The organism is Chitinophaga sp. Cy-1792, assembly GCF_011752935.1.
GTDB lineage: Bacteria > Bacteroidota > Bacteroidia > Chitinophagales > Chitinophagaceae > Chitinophaga.
On the sequence record NZ_VWWO01000003.1, the window covers coordinates 140019 to 156519 of the forward strand.

Genomic DNA, 16501 nt, shown 5'->3' on the forward strand with positions numbered 1-16501 from the left:
CTGAAACATAATGTACATCAGTGTTTCAGCGCTTGTTAATAAGATGGTAATGACGATGATACTGGCATGATCAATACGATCTGAATATCCATGACATTGGTCTGTGTGGGGCCTGTGATCAGCAGGTCGTCTGTCTGCCGGAAAAAATTCCAGGCGTCGTTGTTCTCAAGATAGGCCACCGGAGATAGTTTCAGGGTTCTGGCGGCAGCTATCGTATACGCGTCAACGATGGCGCCGGCAGCATTGGTCGGGCCATCGGTACCATCTGTTCCGGCACTCAGCAACGTAATACCTGCTGCCTCCCGTGGGTGAGCAGATAGCGCTATAAGCCCTGCCAGCGCCAGTTCCTGGTTGCGGCCACCTTTACCGTTGCCGGTAACACTGACGGTTGTTTCACCACCTTGCAGTATACAAACCGGCGATGTTGCGGTGACAGCCAATGCCTGATCTACGAGTGCCCGGGCGGCTGTTCTGGCATCTCCACCAACAAAATCTTCCTGTAACAGCACCTGGTAACCAAGCTGCTCTGCCTTTGCTGCAGCGGCTTTCAACGCTGCATGATTAGTGCCGGCAAGATAGTTATGCACATTTTTAAATGCAGGATCTCCGGGTTTAGGGGTTTCCGGAATAGCGCCTGTATTTCCTTTTTCCAGATGTAGTAGTATGGATGCGGGTATTTTTTTAGTTAGATGATATCGGGAGATGATCGCCAGACTTTCCTGGAATGTGCCAGGGTCGGGCACTCCGGGCCCGGAGCCTATTACCTCGGGTTTGTCGCCGGGTACATCACTGATCATAATGGTGCATAACGTGGCCGGGTATATTTTTTTCGCCAGCTGCCCGCCTTTTACACCGGAAAGATGTTTGCGGATGGTATTCATTTCCTGGATATCCGCGCCGGAATGGAGTAACAGGGTGAACAACTGCTGCACTTCTGCAAGGGTACATCCCTCCGGAACATCTGCCAGCAGCGCAGAAGCGCCACCTGATAACAGTAATATCACCAGGTCGTTGTCCTGCAAGCCACTGGTGGCGGTGAGTACCTTAGCAGTGGCCAGCACGCTGTTGTCGTCAGGCACCGGATGCCCTGCTTCCATAATTTCGAGCTGCTGTAACGGTAATGCATGCTCGTATTTGGTGACGACCACACCTGTCAGCGGCAGGAACGGCAACAATATTTTCTCCAGTTCTGTAGCCATGGCCGCCGCTGCTTTGCCGGCGCCCACCACCACTACACGGCCATTATCACGGATAGGATAATGGTCATTGTCGATGATGATTTCATTCGGGCCGGCACTCACCCTGCTGCTGATAAGCTGCTGCGGATGTACGGCAGCAACCCCTTCCAGGAAAATGGCGGCTATGTCCTGACGTGGATTCATATTGGTTCGGGGTTTAAAAAAAGGAGGCTGTCAGATCTCTGAACAGCCTCACTAAATGTATTTATTTTACAACGAACTATTGTTGCTGTGCTTCTTTTTTCTGTCGCTTCTTTTCCATCTTCGCTTCCAGGTGCTCTTTTTTCTTCAGGTCCCAGTCGGTCCATTTTTTATATTGCGTTGCGGTCAGCACTGTTTTAAAACGTTGGTTACGTTCGTTATTCAGGCTGTTATATTGCAGCATGCGCTCTTTTTGTGTGATGGTTTTGCTGGACTTAACGGTATCGATCCTGCGAACGATGTCGAGGTTGATAGCATAAATTTCCTTGCTCTGGGATTTGCTGAGTCCCAGCTCCCTGCTGATTTTATCGGTCATTTTATCCGCCCGTCCTTCGGCGTCCCAGCGTCCCTGGTAGGTGGAAACGCTGTCTCTGGATTGTGCTGAGAGATAGGGATGTAGTGCCAGTACAAGGCTACAGCAGAGGATAATCCTATAAATAGTAAGTAGTTTCATAGTCAGCGGTATTGTATTTAAACAAACATAACGGCGATTGTCCTTTCAAATTATCCCTTTTTCGTGTTAATCCAAAAAGTTTATCAATCGATTAGATAGCACAAGTATACCATTCATAAAAAAAATCGGTTTTTCACTACCTGTCGCCTCAATCATTTGCTAAATTAGCTCAATCGAATCTAAATCGACTTAAACGAACATTACATGAAAAAAGCTTTTGAGAAACCGGGAATGGTCTTCCTTTCCCGGAGATTAACCTATGCCCTGAGCAGGCATCGCGGTAAAATGCTGCTGATGGCCTTACTACTGGCTGCAAGCCAGGCAAATGCCCAGGCCACCTTCCCTGTAAACGGGGTTTCTGAACCAAAATCCGGCTGCTTCGCTTTCACTCACGCCACCATTATCAAAGATCCGCAAACAACCCTGTCCGATGCTACCCTCGTAATCAGAGACGGTAAGATCGTAGATGCAGGCGCAGGTGCTGTAATCCCAAAAGACGCTGTAGTAGTGGATTGTAAAGGGAAATACATTTACCCTTCCTTTGTAGATATCTACAGCAGCTACGGCCTCGGCGAGCCTAAACGTGGCGGCGGGTCATGGAATGCCGCACCACAGTTCCTGTCCAACACCAAAGGTGCCTATGGCTGGAACCAGGCTATCCGCAGCGAAATAAACGCAGTGTCGCTCTTTAACACGGATAACACGAAAGCTGCATCACTGCGGGGCGCCGGCTTCGGTACGGTGCTTACCCAGCAACAGGATGGTATCGCCAGAGGTACTGCCGCACTGGTGACCCTCGCCGACGAACGCGAAAATACGGTGATTGTCCGCGAAAAGGCTGCTGCCGCATACTCTTTCGATAAAGGGACATCTACCCAAAACTACCCTAACTCATTAATGGGTACCATCGCATTACTGCGTCAGACTTTCCTCGATGCACAATGGTATAAAAACAGACCGGCGAAAGAAGGGGTGAACCTTAGTCTGCAAGCCTGGAACGACAACCAGCTACTGCCGCAGATCTTCGCTGTCAACGATAAATGGGACGCCATCCGCGCCGATAAAGTAGGCGACGAATTCGGCGTACAATATATCATCAAAGGCGGTGGCAACGAATACCAGCGTATCGCTGATATCGCCGCCACCAAAGCCGCGTTTATCATTCCGGTGAACTTCCCGGGCGCTATCGATGTAGAAGACCCTGCTGATGCCCGCTTTGTGTCACTCGCGGATATGAAACACTGGGAACTCGCTCCTACAGAACCCGGCGCATTCGAAAAAGCGAATATTCCTTTCGCACTGACGGCCGCCGACCTGAAAGATGTGAAACAATTCCTGGCCAATGTTCGTAAAGCCATCGAATACGGCCTCTCTGAACAGAAAGCCCTGGAAGCTTTAACCAAAACGCCTGCAAGCCTTATTAAATCCTACGATAAAGTGGGTAGCCTGGAAGCCGGTAAACTGGCCAACTTCCTCATCACTTCCGGACCTATCTTCAAAGAAAATACTGTCCTCTACCAGAACTGGGTACAGGGAAATAAGTATGTAGTAAAAGCAGATGGATGGAGTGATATCCGTGGCTCCTACGCAATTACACTCTCTCCGGGCACTACGGTGAATGTGGAAATTAAAGGAACACCTGATAAGCCACAGATCAGCGTTTTACAGAAAGATACCCTCAGCGGGAAAATTGATGTCACCGATAACCTGGTAAACATTTCCTTACCTGTTGCAAAAGGAAGCAGTGCCTCCTACCGCCTGAACGGACTCATTGCGGAAACATGGGCAGGTACCGGTGTGGATACTGCCAATAACAGCATCCGCTGGACAGCAGCGCTCACGAAGCCATTCCAGGAAAAATCGGATTCTGCTAAAAAGAAAACACCACCACAACTCAGTAGCGTTACTTTTCCGTTTAATGGTTATGGTTGGGAAAAACTGCCACAGCAACAGGATATCCTGATCAAAAATGCAACTGTCTGGACAAATGAAAAAGATGGTAAACTCGAAAATACGGATGTACTTGTCCGCAATGGTAAAATTGCCCAGATAGGTAAAAACCTGGCAGCAGGAAACGCCCGTGTAATCGATGGTACAGGCAAACACTTATCTGCCGGTATTATTGACGAACACTCACATATCGCTATTTCTAAAGGTGTAAACGAATCTTCTCAGTCTGTAACTGCTGAAGTTCGTATAGCCGATGTCGTGAATCCGGAAGATGTGAATATCTACCGTCAGCTGAGTGGCGGGGTTACTGCTTCACATCTCCTGCATGGTAGCGCCAATGCAATTGGTGGCCAGTCTCAGCTGGTGAAACTTCGCTGGGGCCAGAATGCCGAAGACATGAAAGTTACCGGCAACGACCCATTCATCAAATTCGCTTTGGGCGAAAACGTGAAACAGTCCAACTGGGGCGATCGTAACACGGTTCGCTTCCCGCAAACCCGTATGGGCGTTGAACAAATTTACATGGATGCGTTTACCCGTGCCCGTGATTATGAAAAGCAGGGACCTGGCAAACGCCGCGACCTCGAGCTGGATGCACTCGTGGAAATCCTCAACAGCAAAAGGTTTATCACCTGTCACTCTTACGTACAAAGTGAAATCAATATGCTGATGCATGTTGCTGATACTTTCCATTTCCATGTAAATACCTTTACACATATCCTGGAAGGGTATAAAGTGGCCGACAAAATGAAGGCCCATGGCGCCGGTGCCGGTACCTTTGCCGACTGGTGGGCATATAAAATGGAAGTGCAGGACGCCATCCCTTATAATGCTGGTATCATGCAACAGGTAGGAGTGGTTACTGCCATCAACTCCGATGATGCGGAAATGGCGCGCCGCCTGAACCAGGAAGCCGCCAAGAGCATCAAATATACCGGTATGACGGAAGAAGAAGCCCTGAAGCTGGTGACCCTAAATCCTGCCAGACTCCTGCATGTGGATAGCCGCATGGGAAGTATTAAAGTAGGTAAAGATGCAGACCTGGTATTATGGAGCGATGATCCGCTGAGCATCTACGCTAAAGCAGATAAAACAATTGTAGATGGTATCGTTGAGTTCGACCGTCAATACGACCTGCAACTGCGTCAGCGCATTGCCGCAGAGCGTAACCGTCTGATCCAGAAAATGCTGGGCGAAAAGAAAAAAGGCGGTGCCACCGAAAAAGCAGCATACCATCCTGATGAAATGTACCACTGTGAAGACTTACAAGGTGGTCATCAACATGATGTAATTCAATCATCAGCTCTCTAAAAAAACAAAAATGAAGAAACATTATATATTATTTGCTGCGGCACTGTTAGGCAGTTTAGGCCAGCTCAGGGCGCAGGAAACCGTTTCTCCGGCGCCGGCACAGGAGAAAGCAGTATACCTCACCAATGCCGTTATCCACGTAGGGAACGGACAGGTGATCAGTAACGGTACCATTGCATTTGTTAAAGGAAAGATCACCGCAGTAGGCGCCAATATTACCCCTTCGGGAGATGCTACTGTACTCGATTTGAAAGGACAGCATGTATATCCGGGTGTGATCGCGCCGGCAACCAACCTGGGCCTGGTGGAATTCGAGAGTGTACGCGCTACCCGTGATGAACGCGAAGTAGGGGAGATCAACCCAAGTGTACGCTCCCTGATTGCATACAACACTGACTCAAAAGTAATCAACACCCTCCGTTCCAACGGTATACTGCTGGCTTGTGTAACACCTGAAGGTGGTATCATCAGCGGTACTTCTTCTGTTGTGCAGCTGGACGCCTGGAACTGGGAAGATGCTGCTTACAAAGCAGATAATGCATTGCATTTCTATGTGCCACGCTTGCTGTCTATCGGTGATGCCTCCAATGATCCACTGAAAAATGCATTCGCTAAAATTGAAAGCGTGCGTAGCTTTTTCCGTGAAGCCAAAGCCTACCTGGCAGAAAGCAAACATGAAGCAACAAACCTGAAATATGAAGCGATGCGCAGATTGTTCAACAAAGAGCAGAAACTCTTTGTACATGCAGATCTGGAAAAGGAAATGCTGGTAGCAGTTAATTTCGCGAAAGAATTCAATATCGATGTGGTAATTGTTGGCGGATCAGATGCATGGCGTATGACCGACATCCTGAAAAGCAACAACATCGCTGTTATCCTGAATCAGCCACACAGTCTGCCTATCATGCAGGATGATGATGTGGACCAGCCTTACAAAACAGCAGCGGTGCTGCAAAAGGCAGGCGTGCTGTATTGCCTGAGCAACGAAGGATTCTGGCAGCAACGTAACCTGGGCTTCGAAGCCGGTACAGCCGCTACTTACGGCCTTTCTAAAGAAGAAGCACTGGCAGCGGTAACGATTAATGCGGCTAAAATTCTGGGTATCGATCAGCAGACAGGTACACTGGAAAATGGTAAGGATGCAAACATCGCAGTAAGCAACGGCGATATGCTCGACATGCGTTCCAGTGTGATCACGCATGCATTTATCCAGGGCAGGGAAATCAACCTGGATAATAAGCAGAAGCAGTTGTACAGGAAGTATGAAAAGAAATATGGTTTAAAAGAGTATACTGGTAAATAATATTTCCTTACTGCGCGCAGCGCGGAACCATCATACTGATCAGTTGCAAAAAATTAAACGCTGATAAACAAAAAACAGGCTGTCTCTACCCGGTAGAAACAGCCTGTTTTCATTCAAGCATAAAGCAATTAAATCGCTTTCAGCAGATAATAATTTCTTTTTCCTTTCTGGAAGAGAATATATTTATCACGCAGCAGTGCAGTAGTGTTTATCACTGTTTCAATGCCGTCGATTTTATTTTTGTTCATGCTAACGCCGCCACCCTGCACCATTTTGCGGGCTTCGCCTTTACTAGGGAAGATCCCTGTTTCTGCCAGCAGTGAAACAATATCTTTACCGGCTTCCAGATCAGATTTTGGAACTTCAACCTGTGGAACACCAGCAAGTACATCGAGGAGCTGCTCTTCATTCATTTCCACCAGTAATTCGGCAGTATCATTTCTAAAAAGCAGCTCAGATGCCTTTACCGCAAATTCATACTCTTTTTCACCGTGAATGAAGGTCGTTACTTCCTGTGCCAGGCGCTTCTGAAGGCTGCGTTGTCCTGGGTTTTCGCGGTGCTGTGCAATCAGTTCTTCTACTTCAGCCTGTGGCAGGAAGGTGAATATTCTGATATAGCTTTCTGCATCCACATCGGTCGTATTCAGCCAGAACTGGTAGAACTGGTAAGGGGAGGTGCGTTTAGCATCCAGCCATACAGTTCCTGATTCTGTTTTACCGAATTTGGTACCATCTGCTTTTTTGATCAGCGGACAGGTAAATGCAAAGGCTTCTCCGCCGGCTTTACGGCGCACCAGTTCAGTGCCGGTAACGATGTTACCCCACTGGTCTGAGCCACCCATCTGCAGTTTGCAGTTTTTGGCAGTATATAGATGATAGAAATCGTATCCCTGAATCAGCTGATAGGTAAATTCTGTGAAGGACATACCATTGTCTCCTTCAATTCTCTTTTTTACAGAGTCTTTCGCCATCATATAATTGACGGTGATGTGTTTACCAGTGTCGCGGATGAAGTCGAGGAAGGTGATATTTTGAAACCAGTCAAAGTTATTCACCATTTCCGCCGCATTAGGTTTGGCAGGATCGAAGTCGAGGAAGCGTTCGAGCTGGGCTTTGATACCGGCAACATTTTTTGCCAGTGTTTCGAGGTCCAGCATCTTCCTTTCTTCTGCTTTAAAAGATGGATCTCCTACCATGCCTGTAGCTCCGCCTACTAAAGCCAGTGGCTTGTGTCCTGCCTTTTGCAGGTGTACGAGCAAAAGAATAGGTACCAGGCTGCCGATGTGCAACGATTCCGCAGTAGGATCAAAACCAATATAGGCAGTGGTCATTTCCTTTTGCAGTTGCTCTTCAGTGCCAGGCATCATATCCTGAAGCATACCCCGCCAGCGTAGTTCTTCTATCAGATTCATGATTTTCTTGATATATTTTTCAATGTTGCAAACCTACAGAATTATAGCGAGCCTTGTGATACTATTTCGTTTTACGTAGTTACACTTAGTTTTTTATGTTTTAAAATCATATGTAAACTTTTCTAGAATATTAAATTATTTATTATGTTAATATTTACTATGTAAATTTGCCTCGCGAAATCATTGTTAACTACATTTTTGAATTATTAATTCAACCTATGAAAAAGTACATGTTAATCGGAGCCGCTTTGTCTGTGGTATTTTTTGCGTGCTCGAAAAAAGATAGTGACAAACCCACAGGTCCTATTGATCCTACAGTTCCTACTGACACGCTCCCCGCCACTAAAACCTACGATGCATCAGCTTTAACTGCCGCTTCTGTAGCCAGCCGTGGTACAATTGTAAAAGGAGCCCTGCCAGCGGCTTCTGCTGCTACCGGCACCCCGGTATTGTCTTCAACAATTGCTGAGGATACCTACAGTGCTATTGCAGGACGTTACCTGATAATTCCGCTGACACTCACCAGCGGCCAGATAACAGGTGCTTATGTACAATTCCAGGGTGCAGACGCTTACTTCAAAGTTGATTTCAGCAGCAAAACAAACGGCCGTGTGGCTAACCCAAGACCAGTATTTGGCCGCGATATCTATGGCGACGGCAGGGATTCTGCAGTTGTGATCAAAATGCCAGCTGATCTACCTACCAGTACATTGAAAGTGCTGATTTCCGTTTATGATAAAGCAGGTAATGCCAGCAAAAGCATCACGGTAAATGCAAACGTCTTCAATACAGCCAGCAGCGCAGATAGCAAAGCACTCAGTGGTAAGTGGTCTCTGGTAAGAACTCAATATATAGATAAATATACCAATTTACCTTTCGATTGGGAATATCCGTATGTTAATCATTATCGCTACGGCTTCTACACCTGCATTAATGGCAAACTTTCTGAGACCGATGATTCAACAGTTACCGGTGCTGTCAAAATAATGAGAAGCAACTGGAAAACGAATGAGGAATATACCCAACTCAACGCCGACGGTAGTGGAAAACATGTTTACAGCGATTCATTATACGTGCTGAAAGCTGATAATACCTGCAGTTCCCGCAATTATGAAGCTAGTAACGACACTGGTAATGAGGCACTGGGCTGGTATTATAATGCGACCACTAAAAAATTATATATTATCAGTGATGTGATCATATATGACACTAAAGACTTCTCCGTAGAAGTATACGATGCGAAAGTGGAAAATGGTAAACTGATTATTACCGGTGAAGGAGGTGATATTACCGAACTCGAAAAGAAATAATATAAAAACATACGCATAAAAAATCCCGTGTCTATTGAGTAGACACGGGATTTTTCTTATATATTATATCTTGAAACATACACCTATCTGCGTAGTGCTACATTTTTTCGTTTTACGTATGTAAACTTTTCTAGAATATTTAATTATCTATTATGATAAAATTTACTATGTAAATTTGCCCCGCAAATTTATTATTAACTATATTCTCGAATTATTAATTCATCCTATGAAAAAGTTCATGTTAATCGGAGCCGCTTTGTCTGTAATGTTCGTGGCCTGCTCTAAAAAAGATGATGATAAAACAACTGTTCCTGTAGCCCCTACTGACTCTACAGCCCCCGGTACTAAAATCTACAATGCATCAGCATTAACAACTGCTTCTGTAGCCAGCCATGGTACAATTGTAAAAGGAGCACTGCCTGCTGCTTCTGCTGCTACCGGCACCCCGGTATTGTCTTCAACAATTGCTGAGGATACATACAGTGCTATTGCAGGACGTTACCTGATCATTCCACTGACACTCACCAGCGGCGAAATAACTGGTGCTTATGTACAGTTCCAGGGTGCAGACTCCTACTTCAAAGTTGATTTCAGCAGAACTACGAACGGCCGTACCGCTAACCAAAAAACATTATTGGGCCGTAGTATTTATGGTAACGGTAACGATTCTATAGTCGCAATCAAAGTGCCTGCTGATGTAGCTACTGGTGTCGTGAAAGTCCTGATATCCGTTTATGATAAAGCTGGTAATGCCAGTAAAAGCATTACGGTAAGTGCAAACCTTTTCAATACTGCTGCCAGCGCTGAAAACAAAGCCCTCAGTGGAAAGTGGTCTGTATCAAGACATAGAGATGTAAACCATTACACCAATACAATGGGCGATTGGGTGAATCCATTTGTTTATGTTTATAGCAATAGCTTCTACATCTGCAAGAATAATAAACTTACCTATACTTCTGATTCAACAGTTGCCGGTGCTACCAAAATAGCAACCACCCGCTGGATAATGAATGAGCAATATATACAACTCAACGCTGATGGTAGCGGAAAGTCTGTTGCCAGCGCTTCATTAGATATTCTGAGTGATAATAATACCTGCAGTTCCCGTAATTACGAGAGTCATGTCAGTGCAGGTAGTGATGTACTAGGCTGGTATTATAACCCAACCACTAAAAAATTCTATATGATTGGAGACTTGATGGCCGTAGATGCTAACGCCTTTTATGTAGGAGAATACGACGCGAAACTCGAAAATGGTATACTGACTATCAGCGATGAGGATGGTACTACCGAATATGTAAAGAAATAATCTAACGGCATAAAAGAAAAATCCCGTGTCTATTCAGTAGACACGGGATTTTTCTTTTATAATCATCTTACAGGAAGCTTAAACATTCCTTCAGGCTGTCGCGCCAGTAAGGAATAGTAATGCCAAAGGTTGCCCTGATTTTTTCTTTGTTAAATACACTGTAGGCTGGCCTTTGAGCCGGCGTAGGGTATTTGTCGGAAGTGATCGGGTTTACTACTGTAGTAGCACCGGTCAGCTCTTTAATAGCCACTGCGAAATCGTACCAGCTGGTTACGCCTTCGTTGCTGTAGTGGTATACACCGCCAAACTGTTGTTCAGGAGCTTCAGCCACGCGTTGAACCATCTGCAGTAATACTTTCGCCAGGTCGCACGCATAGGTAGGAGTGCCAGCCTGATCGAATACCACATTGAGTTCCGGTCTTTCTGCCATCAGCTCTTTCATGCGTTTGGCAAAGTTCACCGCAAATTCGGAATACAGCCACGCAGTACGAACGATGATGTGTTTCGGATCTGTACCTGTTACAGCTGCTTCTCCGCGCATTTTGGAACTGCCATATACGCTCTGTGGATCTACTTCATCACTTTCGCGATAAGGTACATTTTGTTTTCCGCTGAAAACATAGTCAGTGGAAATCTGCACCAGTACCGCATTGTGTGCAGTACAAACTTCTGCCAGTGCCAGCGGGCCCTGGAAGTTGAGCATATAAGCTTTGTCCTCGTCGCTTTCTGCTTTATCTACTGCCGTATAGGCGGCACAGTTAATACAGTAGTCAACCTGGTTATCGGTAAAATATTGTTGTAAGGCAGTACCACTGGTGATATCCAACTCTTCGTAATCTGTATAGAGCAGGTTGAGTTCAGGAAACTCACCGGCAATTTTCTTCAGCGACTGACCTAATTGTCCATGTGCACCGGTAACAAGAATATTTTTCATATCAATTATTAGCGATTATAAACAAAGTTGTGGGAGATGTCTGCCAGTTTAGGCAATACCAGGTCTTTTTCAGAAACCACGGCATCTTTAAGATCGATGCCCCAGTCAATTTTCAACGCCGGATCATTAAAGATAATTCCTCCTTCGCTGGCTTTATGATAGAAGTTATCGCACTTATACATTACTTCGGCTGTCTCGCTGATAACGGCGTAACCATGTGCAAATCCTTTAGGAACGAGCAATTGCAGTTTGTTTTCTGCACTGAGTTCAATAGCAAATGATTGTCCGTAGGTAGGAGAGCCGGTGCGGATATCTACTGCCACATCAATGATACGGCCTTCGAGTACTCTCACCAGTTTGGTTTGCGCATATGGCTCCAGCTGGTAATGCAATCCGCGTAATACACCATAGGTGCTTCTGGCCTGGTTATCCTGTACAAATGAATAGTTTACACCTGCTGCACTAAATGTATTGGCATTATAACTTTCGAAAAAGTATCCGCGATGATCGCCATGTACAACGGGTTCAAATACTAACAGGTCTGGAATATGAGTTTCTTTAAAGGGCATATAGTTGATTATCTTTTCTGGTATTGCTCGTTATAGTATTGTTGATAGTTGCCGCTGGTTACATTATCCAGCCATTCTTCATTGGAAAGGTACCACTCTACTGTTTTTTCCAGTCCCTCTTCAAATTGCAGGGATGGTTCCCATCCAAGCTCTTTGTTCAGTTTGGTGGCATCGATGGCATAACGTAAATCATGGCCGGCACGGTCTTTTACGAAGGTGATCAGCTGCGCTGATGTTCCCTGAGGACGGCCTAATTTTTTATCCATGATATCGCAGAGTAAGTGGATCAGATCAATATTCTTCCACTCGTTGAAGCCGCCAATATTGTAGGTTTCACCGGTTTTACCGTTATGGAAAATAGTGTCGATGGCACGGGCATGGTCATTTACGTATAACCAGTCACGTACATTTTCACCTTTTCCGTACACAGGAACCGGTTTGTTGTTTTTGATATTGTGAATGGCCAGTGGTATCAGCTTTTCAGGGAAATGATGAGAACCATAGTTATTAGAGCAATTGGATATAATCGCAGGAAGATGGTAAGTATGGTAGTAGGCCATCACAAAATGGTCTGAGCTGGCTTTTGATGCAGAATACGGGGATCTTGGATCGTAAGGTGTTGTCTCATGGAACAGGCCTTCTTCTCCCAGTGAACCATATACTTCATCGGTAGATACATGGTAAAACAGTTTACCGGCTTCATTTCCCTTCCAGTATTTACGGGCAATGTTCAGTAATACTGCGGTACCCAGTACATTGGTTTTAATAAATGCAAGCGGGTCCATAATAGATCTGTCTACATGACTTTCTGCTGCCAGATGAATTACACCATCAAACTGGTATTGCTGGAATAATTGATCAATAAAAGCTTCGTCTGTAATATCTCCTTTTTCAAAGATATAATTAGGTTGATCTTTAATGTCGGACAGGTTTTCCAGATTGCCGGCATAGGTTAGTGCATCCAGGTTAACAATCTGATAATCTGGATATTTGTTCACAAATAACCGAACAACATGAGATCCAATGAATCCTGCACCGCCGGTAATTAAGAGTTTCCGCTTCATGTTTATTAAAATCTATGTTTTTTTATTGTGATAATGCTTGTTTAAAATAGTCAAAAGTGATCTTTAACCCTTTCTCCCTGCCTACTTTTGGAGCCCATCCAAGGAGTGTTCTGGCCTTGGTAATATCCGGCTGACGCTGTTTAGGGTCATCTTTCGGCAGTGGAAGGTAAACGATTTTTTGTTTTGCACCTGTTAAAGTAAGCACTTCTGTTGCAAACTGGTTGAGGGTAATTTCTTCCGGGTTACCAATATTTACCGGTAAATGATAATCAGAAAGCAATAAACGGTAAATACCATCTATCAGGTCATCTACATAACAGAAAGACCTTGTCTGACTGCCATCACCGAATACGGTCAGGTCTTCCCCGTTCAGGGCCTGACTCATAAATGCGGGCAGGGCACGACCATCGTTAAGGCGCATCCTGGGCCCGTAAGTGTTGAAAATGCGTACGATACGGGTGTCTACTCCATGGAAATTGTGATAGGCCATGGTAATAGATTCCAGGAACCGCTTTGCTTCATCGTATACTCCCCGCGGACCTACCGGATTCACGTTGCCCCAATACTCTTCGGGCTGGGGATGTACCGTTGGATCACCATATACCTCAGAAGTAGAGGCTACCAGTATCCGCGCATTTTTTTCTTTTGCCAGTCCAAGTAAATTGTGTGTACCCAGCGACCCTACTTTCAAGGTCTGAATAGGCATCTTCAGATAGTCAATGGGGCTGGCTGGGGATGCAAAGTGCAGAATGTAATCCAGTTTTCCCGGAACGTGTACAAACTTCGTAACATCATGATGATAGTACTCGAAGTTTGGTAAGGGGAACAAATGCTCAATGTTTCTGATATTTCCTGTCAGCAGGTTATCCATGGCAATAACATGATAACCTTCCTGTATAAAGCGATCACATAAATGTGAGCCCAGGAAGCCGGCGCCGCCGGCTATCAGGATTCTTTTTTTCTCCATATTATGTATAAAGCGTTAAGATAAGACAGGAGTACGGCCCACACTCTCATAATGATATCCCAATTCACTCATACGGCTTACTTCAAAAAGGTTTCTGCCATCAAAAATGGCTTTGTTTTTCAGTGCGGCTGATATCTTGTTGAAATCAGGTGTCCTGAAAACACTCCACTCTGTCGCAATAAGCAATGCATCTGCATTCTCCAGACAGGTATACTGATGCTCTGCATAGGAAATTTTATCTCCCAGCAGCTGCTTCACATTATTCATCGCCTCCGGATCAAAAACGGTTACTGTAGCTCCCGCCTCCAGTAAGGCTTCTATCATGTATAATGCCGGCGCTTCCCTGATATCATCTGTATTTGGCTTAAATGCCAGTCCCCACAAAGCAAAATGCTTTCCTTTCAGATCACCATTGAAGTAGGCTTTGATCTTAGGGATCAGGAATAATTTCTGATCTGTATTCACCTCCATAACGGCATTCAGTATCCTGAAGTTGTAATCCGCATCTTCGGAAGATTTTACCAATGCCTGTACATCTTTAGGGAAACAACTGCCTCCATAACCGATGCCCGGGAAAAGGAAACGCTTACCGATACGGTCATCGCTGCCGATACCACGACGCACCATATCCACGTCTGCACCTAATTTCTCACAAAGAATGGCAATTTCATTCATGAAAGAAATCTTAGTAGCCAGGAAGGAATTGGCGGCATACTTAGTCAGCTCTGCGGAGTTCTCATCCATATACAAAACAGGATTTCCCTGTCTTACAAATGGTGCATACAACTCGCCCATGATCTTACGGGCCCTGTCTGAATTAGTACCAATTACCACACGGTCAGGCTTCATGAAGTCATCTACCGCTACACCTTCTCTCAAAAACTCTGGATTGGAAACAACATCAAACGGAACGCTTGCATTGCGTGCAATCGCAGCCGTTACCCTGGCAGCTGTACCAACAGGAACAGTACTCTTGTCTACAATTACCTTGTAGTCCTGCAGCAGCTTACCCAGCTGATCTGCAACACCCAGTACAAACGACAGGTCGGCAGCACCATCAGCACCTGGAGGCGTAGGCAGCGCCAGGAAAATTACCTGTGCATCTTTAATGCCTTCTTCCAGACTGGTAGTAAAATGCAGACGATCTTCCTTTAAATTCCTTTCAAAAAGCTTCTCCAGTCCCGGCTCATAAATGGTAATCTGGCCGGAGGATAATTTCTTTACTTTGTTGGCATCGATGTCTACGCAGGTTACCTCGTTTCCTGTTTCTGCAAAACAGGTACCGGTTACGAGTCCAACGTAACCGGTACCTACTACTGTAATCTTCATGCGGGGTTTTGATTTAGAAATGATTTTACTGATTGAATGATGTAATCCAGTTGATCAGGATCCATTTCAGTGTGTATCGGTAAGGAAATCACCTTGTGGGTGAGACTATCGGTTACTGGTAAATCAAATGCAGTGCCGCCAAAAGATTCAAACATTTTCTGACGATGCGCCGGTACAGGGTAGTAAATCATAGCAGGTACCTGCTTCTCTGCCAGGAATTTCTGCAGCTCATTTCTGTCGGCACCCTCCAGTTGTAAAGTATACTGGTGGAACACATGGTAGCTGTTAGCTGCGCGGAATGGCGTAACAATCTGTGGACAATCAGCAAAAGCAGCATCATAGGCATCTGCTACTGCACGTCTTGCCTGAACATACTCATCCAGTAAAGGCAGTTTAATGCGCAATACTGCCGCCTGAACAGTGTCTAAACGGGAGTTTACACCCACTACATCATGGTAGTAACGGGCAGACTGGCCGTGGTTTGCCACCATTTTAATCTTATCCGCAATAGCATCATCATTGGTGAAGATAGCACCGCCATCACCATAGCAACCCAGGTTTTTAGAAGGGAAGAAAGAAGTACAGCCAATATGACCAATAGTACCCGCTTTCTTTTTAGTGCCATCGCTGTAGGTATAATCAGCACCAATGGCTTGCGCATTATCTTCAATTACATACAGGTTATGCTTTTCCGCGATTTTCATCATCGGCTCCATATCAGCTACATGGCCATACAGGTGAACCGGAACGATCGCTTTTGTTTTTGGCGTAATCGCCTTCTCAATCTGGTTAACGTCCAGGCAATAAGTCTTAGGATCAATGTCCACAAAAACCGGCTTCAGACGAAGCAATGCAATTACTTCCGCTGTCGCAATAAAGGTGAAAGAAGGAGTGATCACTTCATCTCCTGGTTCCAGCCCAAGGGCCATCATAGCAATCTGTAACGCATCGGTACCATTTGCACATGGAATCACATGCTTTATCTGTAAGTACTCCTGCAGTTCGGCGCTAAATTTCTGTACCGCGCCGCCATTGATAAAAGCAGAACTTTCCAACACTTCCTGGATGGCTGCATCAACCTGTGGTTTAATCTTGTTGTACTGGCGTTTCAAATCTACCATCTGAATAGGAACCATATGCTATGTATATT

At 45.4% G+C, this 16501-nt stretch carries 13 protein-coding genes; 4 read left to right on the plus strand and 9 right to left on the minus strand.

The window, feature by feature from the left end; all coding sequences use genetic code 11:
* Positions 1-35: 35 nt before the first annotated feature.
* Positions 36-1382, minus strand: coding sequence for a glycerate kinase (locus F3J22_RS25815; RefSeq protein ID WP_167020891.1), 1347 nt, complete (start codon positions 1380-1382; stop codon positions 36-38).
* A gap of 76 nt (positions 1383-1458) precedes the next feature.
* The gene (locus tag F3J22_RS25820; RefSeq protein ID WP_167020892.1) at positions 1459-1893 is read right to left on the minus strand and encodes a hypothetical protein; all 435 of its coding nucleotides are present in this window, start codon (positions 1891-1893) and stop codon (positions 1459-1461) included.
* A gap of 204 nt (positions 1894-2097) precedes the next feature.
* Here F3J22_RS25820 and F3J22_RS25825 point away from each other — a divergent pair, with 204 nt between their 5' ends.
* Both F3J22_RS25825 and F3J22_RS25830 read left to right on the plus strand, forming a co-directional pair.
* Entirely contained in the window at positions 2098-5154 is a 3057-nt protein-coding gene (locus F3J22_RS25825; protein WP_240155213.1) for an amidohydrolase family protein, read from the plus strand.
* Between the two features lie 10 nt (positions 5155-5164).
* A complete protein-coding gene (locus tag F3J22_RS25830) occupies positions 5165-6457 on the plus strand; it encodes an amidohydrolase family protein (RefSeq protein ID WP_167020893.1) in 1293 nt (430 codons plus the stop codon).
* A gap of 128 nt (positions 6458-6585) precedes the next feature.
* On the opposite strand, the gene tyrS is transcribed toward F3J22_RS25830, so the two are convergent.
* Entirely contained in the window at positions 6586-7869 is a 1284-nt protein-coding gene (gene tyrS / locus F3J22_RS25835; protein WP_167020894.1) for a tyrosine--tRNA ligase, read from the minus strand.
* A 218-nt stretch (positions 7870-8087) separates the two neighbouring features.
* Here tyrS and F3J22_RS25840 point away from each other — a divergent pair, with 218 nt between their 5' ends.
* Positions 8088-9179 (plus strand): hypothetical protein, encoded by a 1092-nt coding sequence (locus tag F3J22_RS25840; RefSeq protein ID WP_167020895.1) that lies wholly within the window; start codon positions 8088-8090, stop codon positions 9177-9179.
* 226 nt (positions 9180-9405) lie between these two features.
* Entirely contained in the window at positions 9406-10488 is a 1083-nt protein-coding gene (locus F3J22_RS25845; protein WP_167020896.1) for a hypothetical protein, read from the plus strand.
* Positions 10489-10555: 67 nt separating this feature from the next.
* Here the strand turns inward: F3J22_RS25845 and rfbD are convergent, their stop codons facing one another.
* The 6 genes from rfbD to F3J22_RS25875 are packed head-to-tail and all read right to left on the minus strand — an operon-like array spanning position 10556 to position 16487.
* Positions 10556-11422 carry a dTDP-4-dehydrorhamnose reductase gene (gene rfbD / locus F3J22_RS25850; protein ID WP_167020897.1) on the minus strand — a complete coding sequence of 289 codons (867 nt, stop codon included), beginning with the start codon at positions 11420-11422 and terminating at the stop codon, positions 10556-10558.
* Between the two features lie 8 nt (positions 11423-11430).
* A complete protein-coding gene (gene rfbC / locus F3J22_RS25855; protein ID WP_167020898.1) occupies positions 11431-11991 on the minus strand; it encodes a dTDP-4-dehydrorhamnose 3,5-epimerase in 561 nt (186 codons plus the stop codon).
* An 8-nt stretch (positions 11992-11999) separates the two neighbouring features.
* Entirely contained in the window at positions 12000-13055 is a 1056-nt protein-coding gene (rfbB, locus tag F3J22_RS25860) for a dTDP-glucose 4,6-dehydratase (RefSeq protein ID WP_167020899.1), read from the minus strand.
* A 22-nt stretch (positions 13056-13077) separates the two neighbouring features.
* The gene (locus F3J22_RS25865; protein WP_167020900.1) at positions 13078-14022 is read right to left on the minus strand and encodes a UDP-glucuronic acid decarboxylase family protein; all 945 of its coding nucleotides are present in this window, start codon (positions 14020-14022) and stop codon (positions 13078-13080) included.
* A gap of 15 nt (positions 14023-14037) precedes the next feature.
* Positions 14038-15351 (minus strand): UDP-glucose/GDP-mannose dehydrogenase family protein, encoded by a 1314-nt coding sequence (locus tag F3J22_RS25870; protein WP_167020901.1) that lies wholly within the window; start codon positions 15349-15351, stop codon positions 14038-14040.
* Positions 15348-16487 carry a DegT/DnrJ/EryC1/StrS aminotransferase family protein gene (locus F3J22_RS25875; RefSeq protein WP_167020902.1) on the minus strand — a complete coding sequence of 380 codons (1140 nt, stop codon included), beginning with the start codon at positions 16485-16487 and terminating at the stop codon, positions 15348-15350. Before F3J22_RS25875 ends, F3J22_RS25870 begins: the two co-directional genes overlap by 4 nt.
* Positions 16488-16501: the final 14 nt, after the last annotated feature.

Bases quoted from the DNA above. Each gene is read 5' to 3' on its own strand.
- rfbB (WP_167020899.1), bottom strand. From the start codon at position 13,055: ATGAAGCGGAAACTCTTAATTACCGGCGGTGCAGGATTCATTGGATCT.
- F3J22_RS25840 (WP_167020895.1), top strand. From the start codon at position 8,088: ATGAAAAAGTACATGTTAATCGGAGCCGCTTTGTCTGTGGTATTTTTT.
- rfbC (WP_167020898.1), bottom strand. From the start codon at position 11,991: ATGCCCTTTAAAGAAACTCATATTCCAGACCTGTTAGTATTTGAACCC.
- rfbD (WP_167020897.1), bottom strand. From the start codon at position 11,422: ATGAAAAATATTCTTGTTACCGGTGCACATGGACAATTAGGTCAGTCG.
- F3J22_RS25875 (WP_167020902.1), bottom strand. From the start codon at position 16,487: ATGGTTCCTATTCAGATGGTAGATTTGAAACGCCAGTACAACAAGATT.
- F3J22_RS25825 (WP_240155213.1), top strand. From the start codon at position 2,098: ATGAAAAAAGCTTTTGAGAAACCGGGAATGGTCTTCCTTTCCCGGAGA.
- F3J22_RS25845 (WP_167020896.1), top strand. From the start codon at position 9,406: ATGAAAAAGTTCATGTTAATCGGAGCCGCTTTGTCTGTAATGTTCGTG.
- tyrS (WP_167020894.1), bottom strand. From the start codon at position 7,869: ATGAATCTGATAGAAGAACTACGCTGGCGGGGTATGCTTCAGGATATG.
- F3J22_RS25870 (WP_167020901.1), bottom strand. From the start codon at position 15,351: ATGAAGATTACAGTAGTAGGTACCGGTTACGTTGGACTCGTAACCGGT.
- F3J22_RS25865 (WP_167020900.1), bottom strand. From the start codon at position 14,022: ATGGAGAAAAAAAGAATCCTGATAGCCGGCGGCGCCGGCTTCCTGGGC.
- F3J22_RS25815 (WP_167020891.1), bottom strand. From the start codon at position 1,382: ATGAATCCACGTCAGGACATAGCCGCCATTTTCCTGGAAGGGGTTGCT.
- F3J22_RS25820 (WP_167020892.1), bottom strand. From the start codon at position 1,893: ATGAAACTACTTACTATTTATAGGATTATCCTCTGCTGTAGCCTTGTA.
- F3J22_RS25830 (WP_167020893.1), top strand. From the start codon at position 5,165: ATGAAGAAACATTATATATTATTTGCTGCGGCACTGTTAGGCAGTTTA.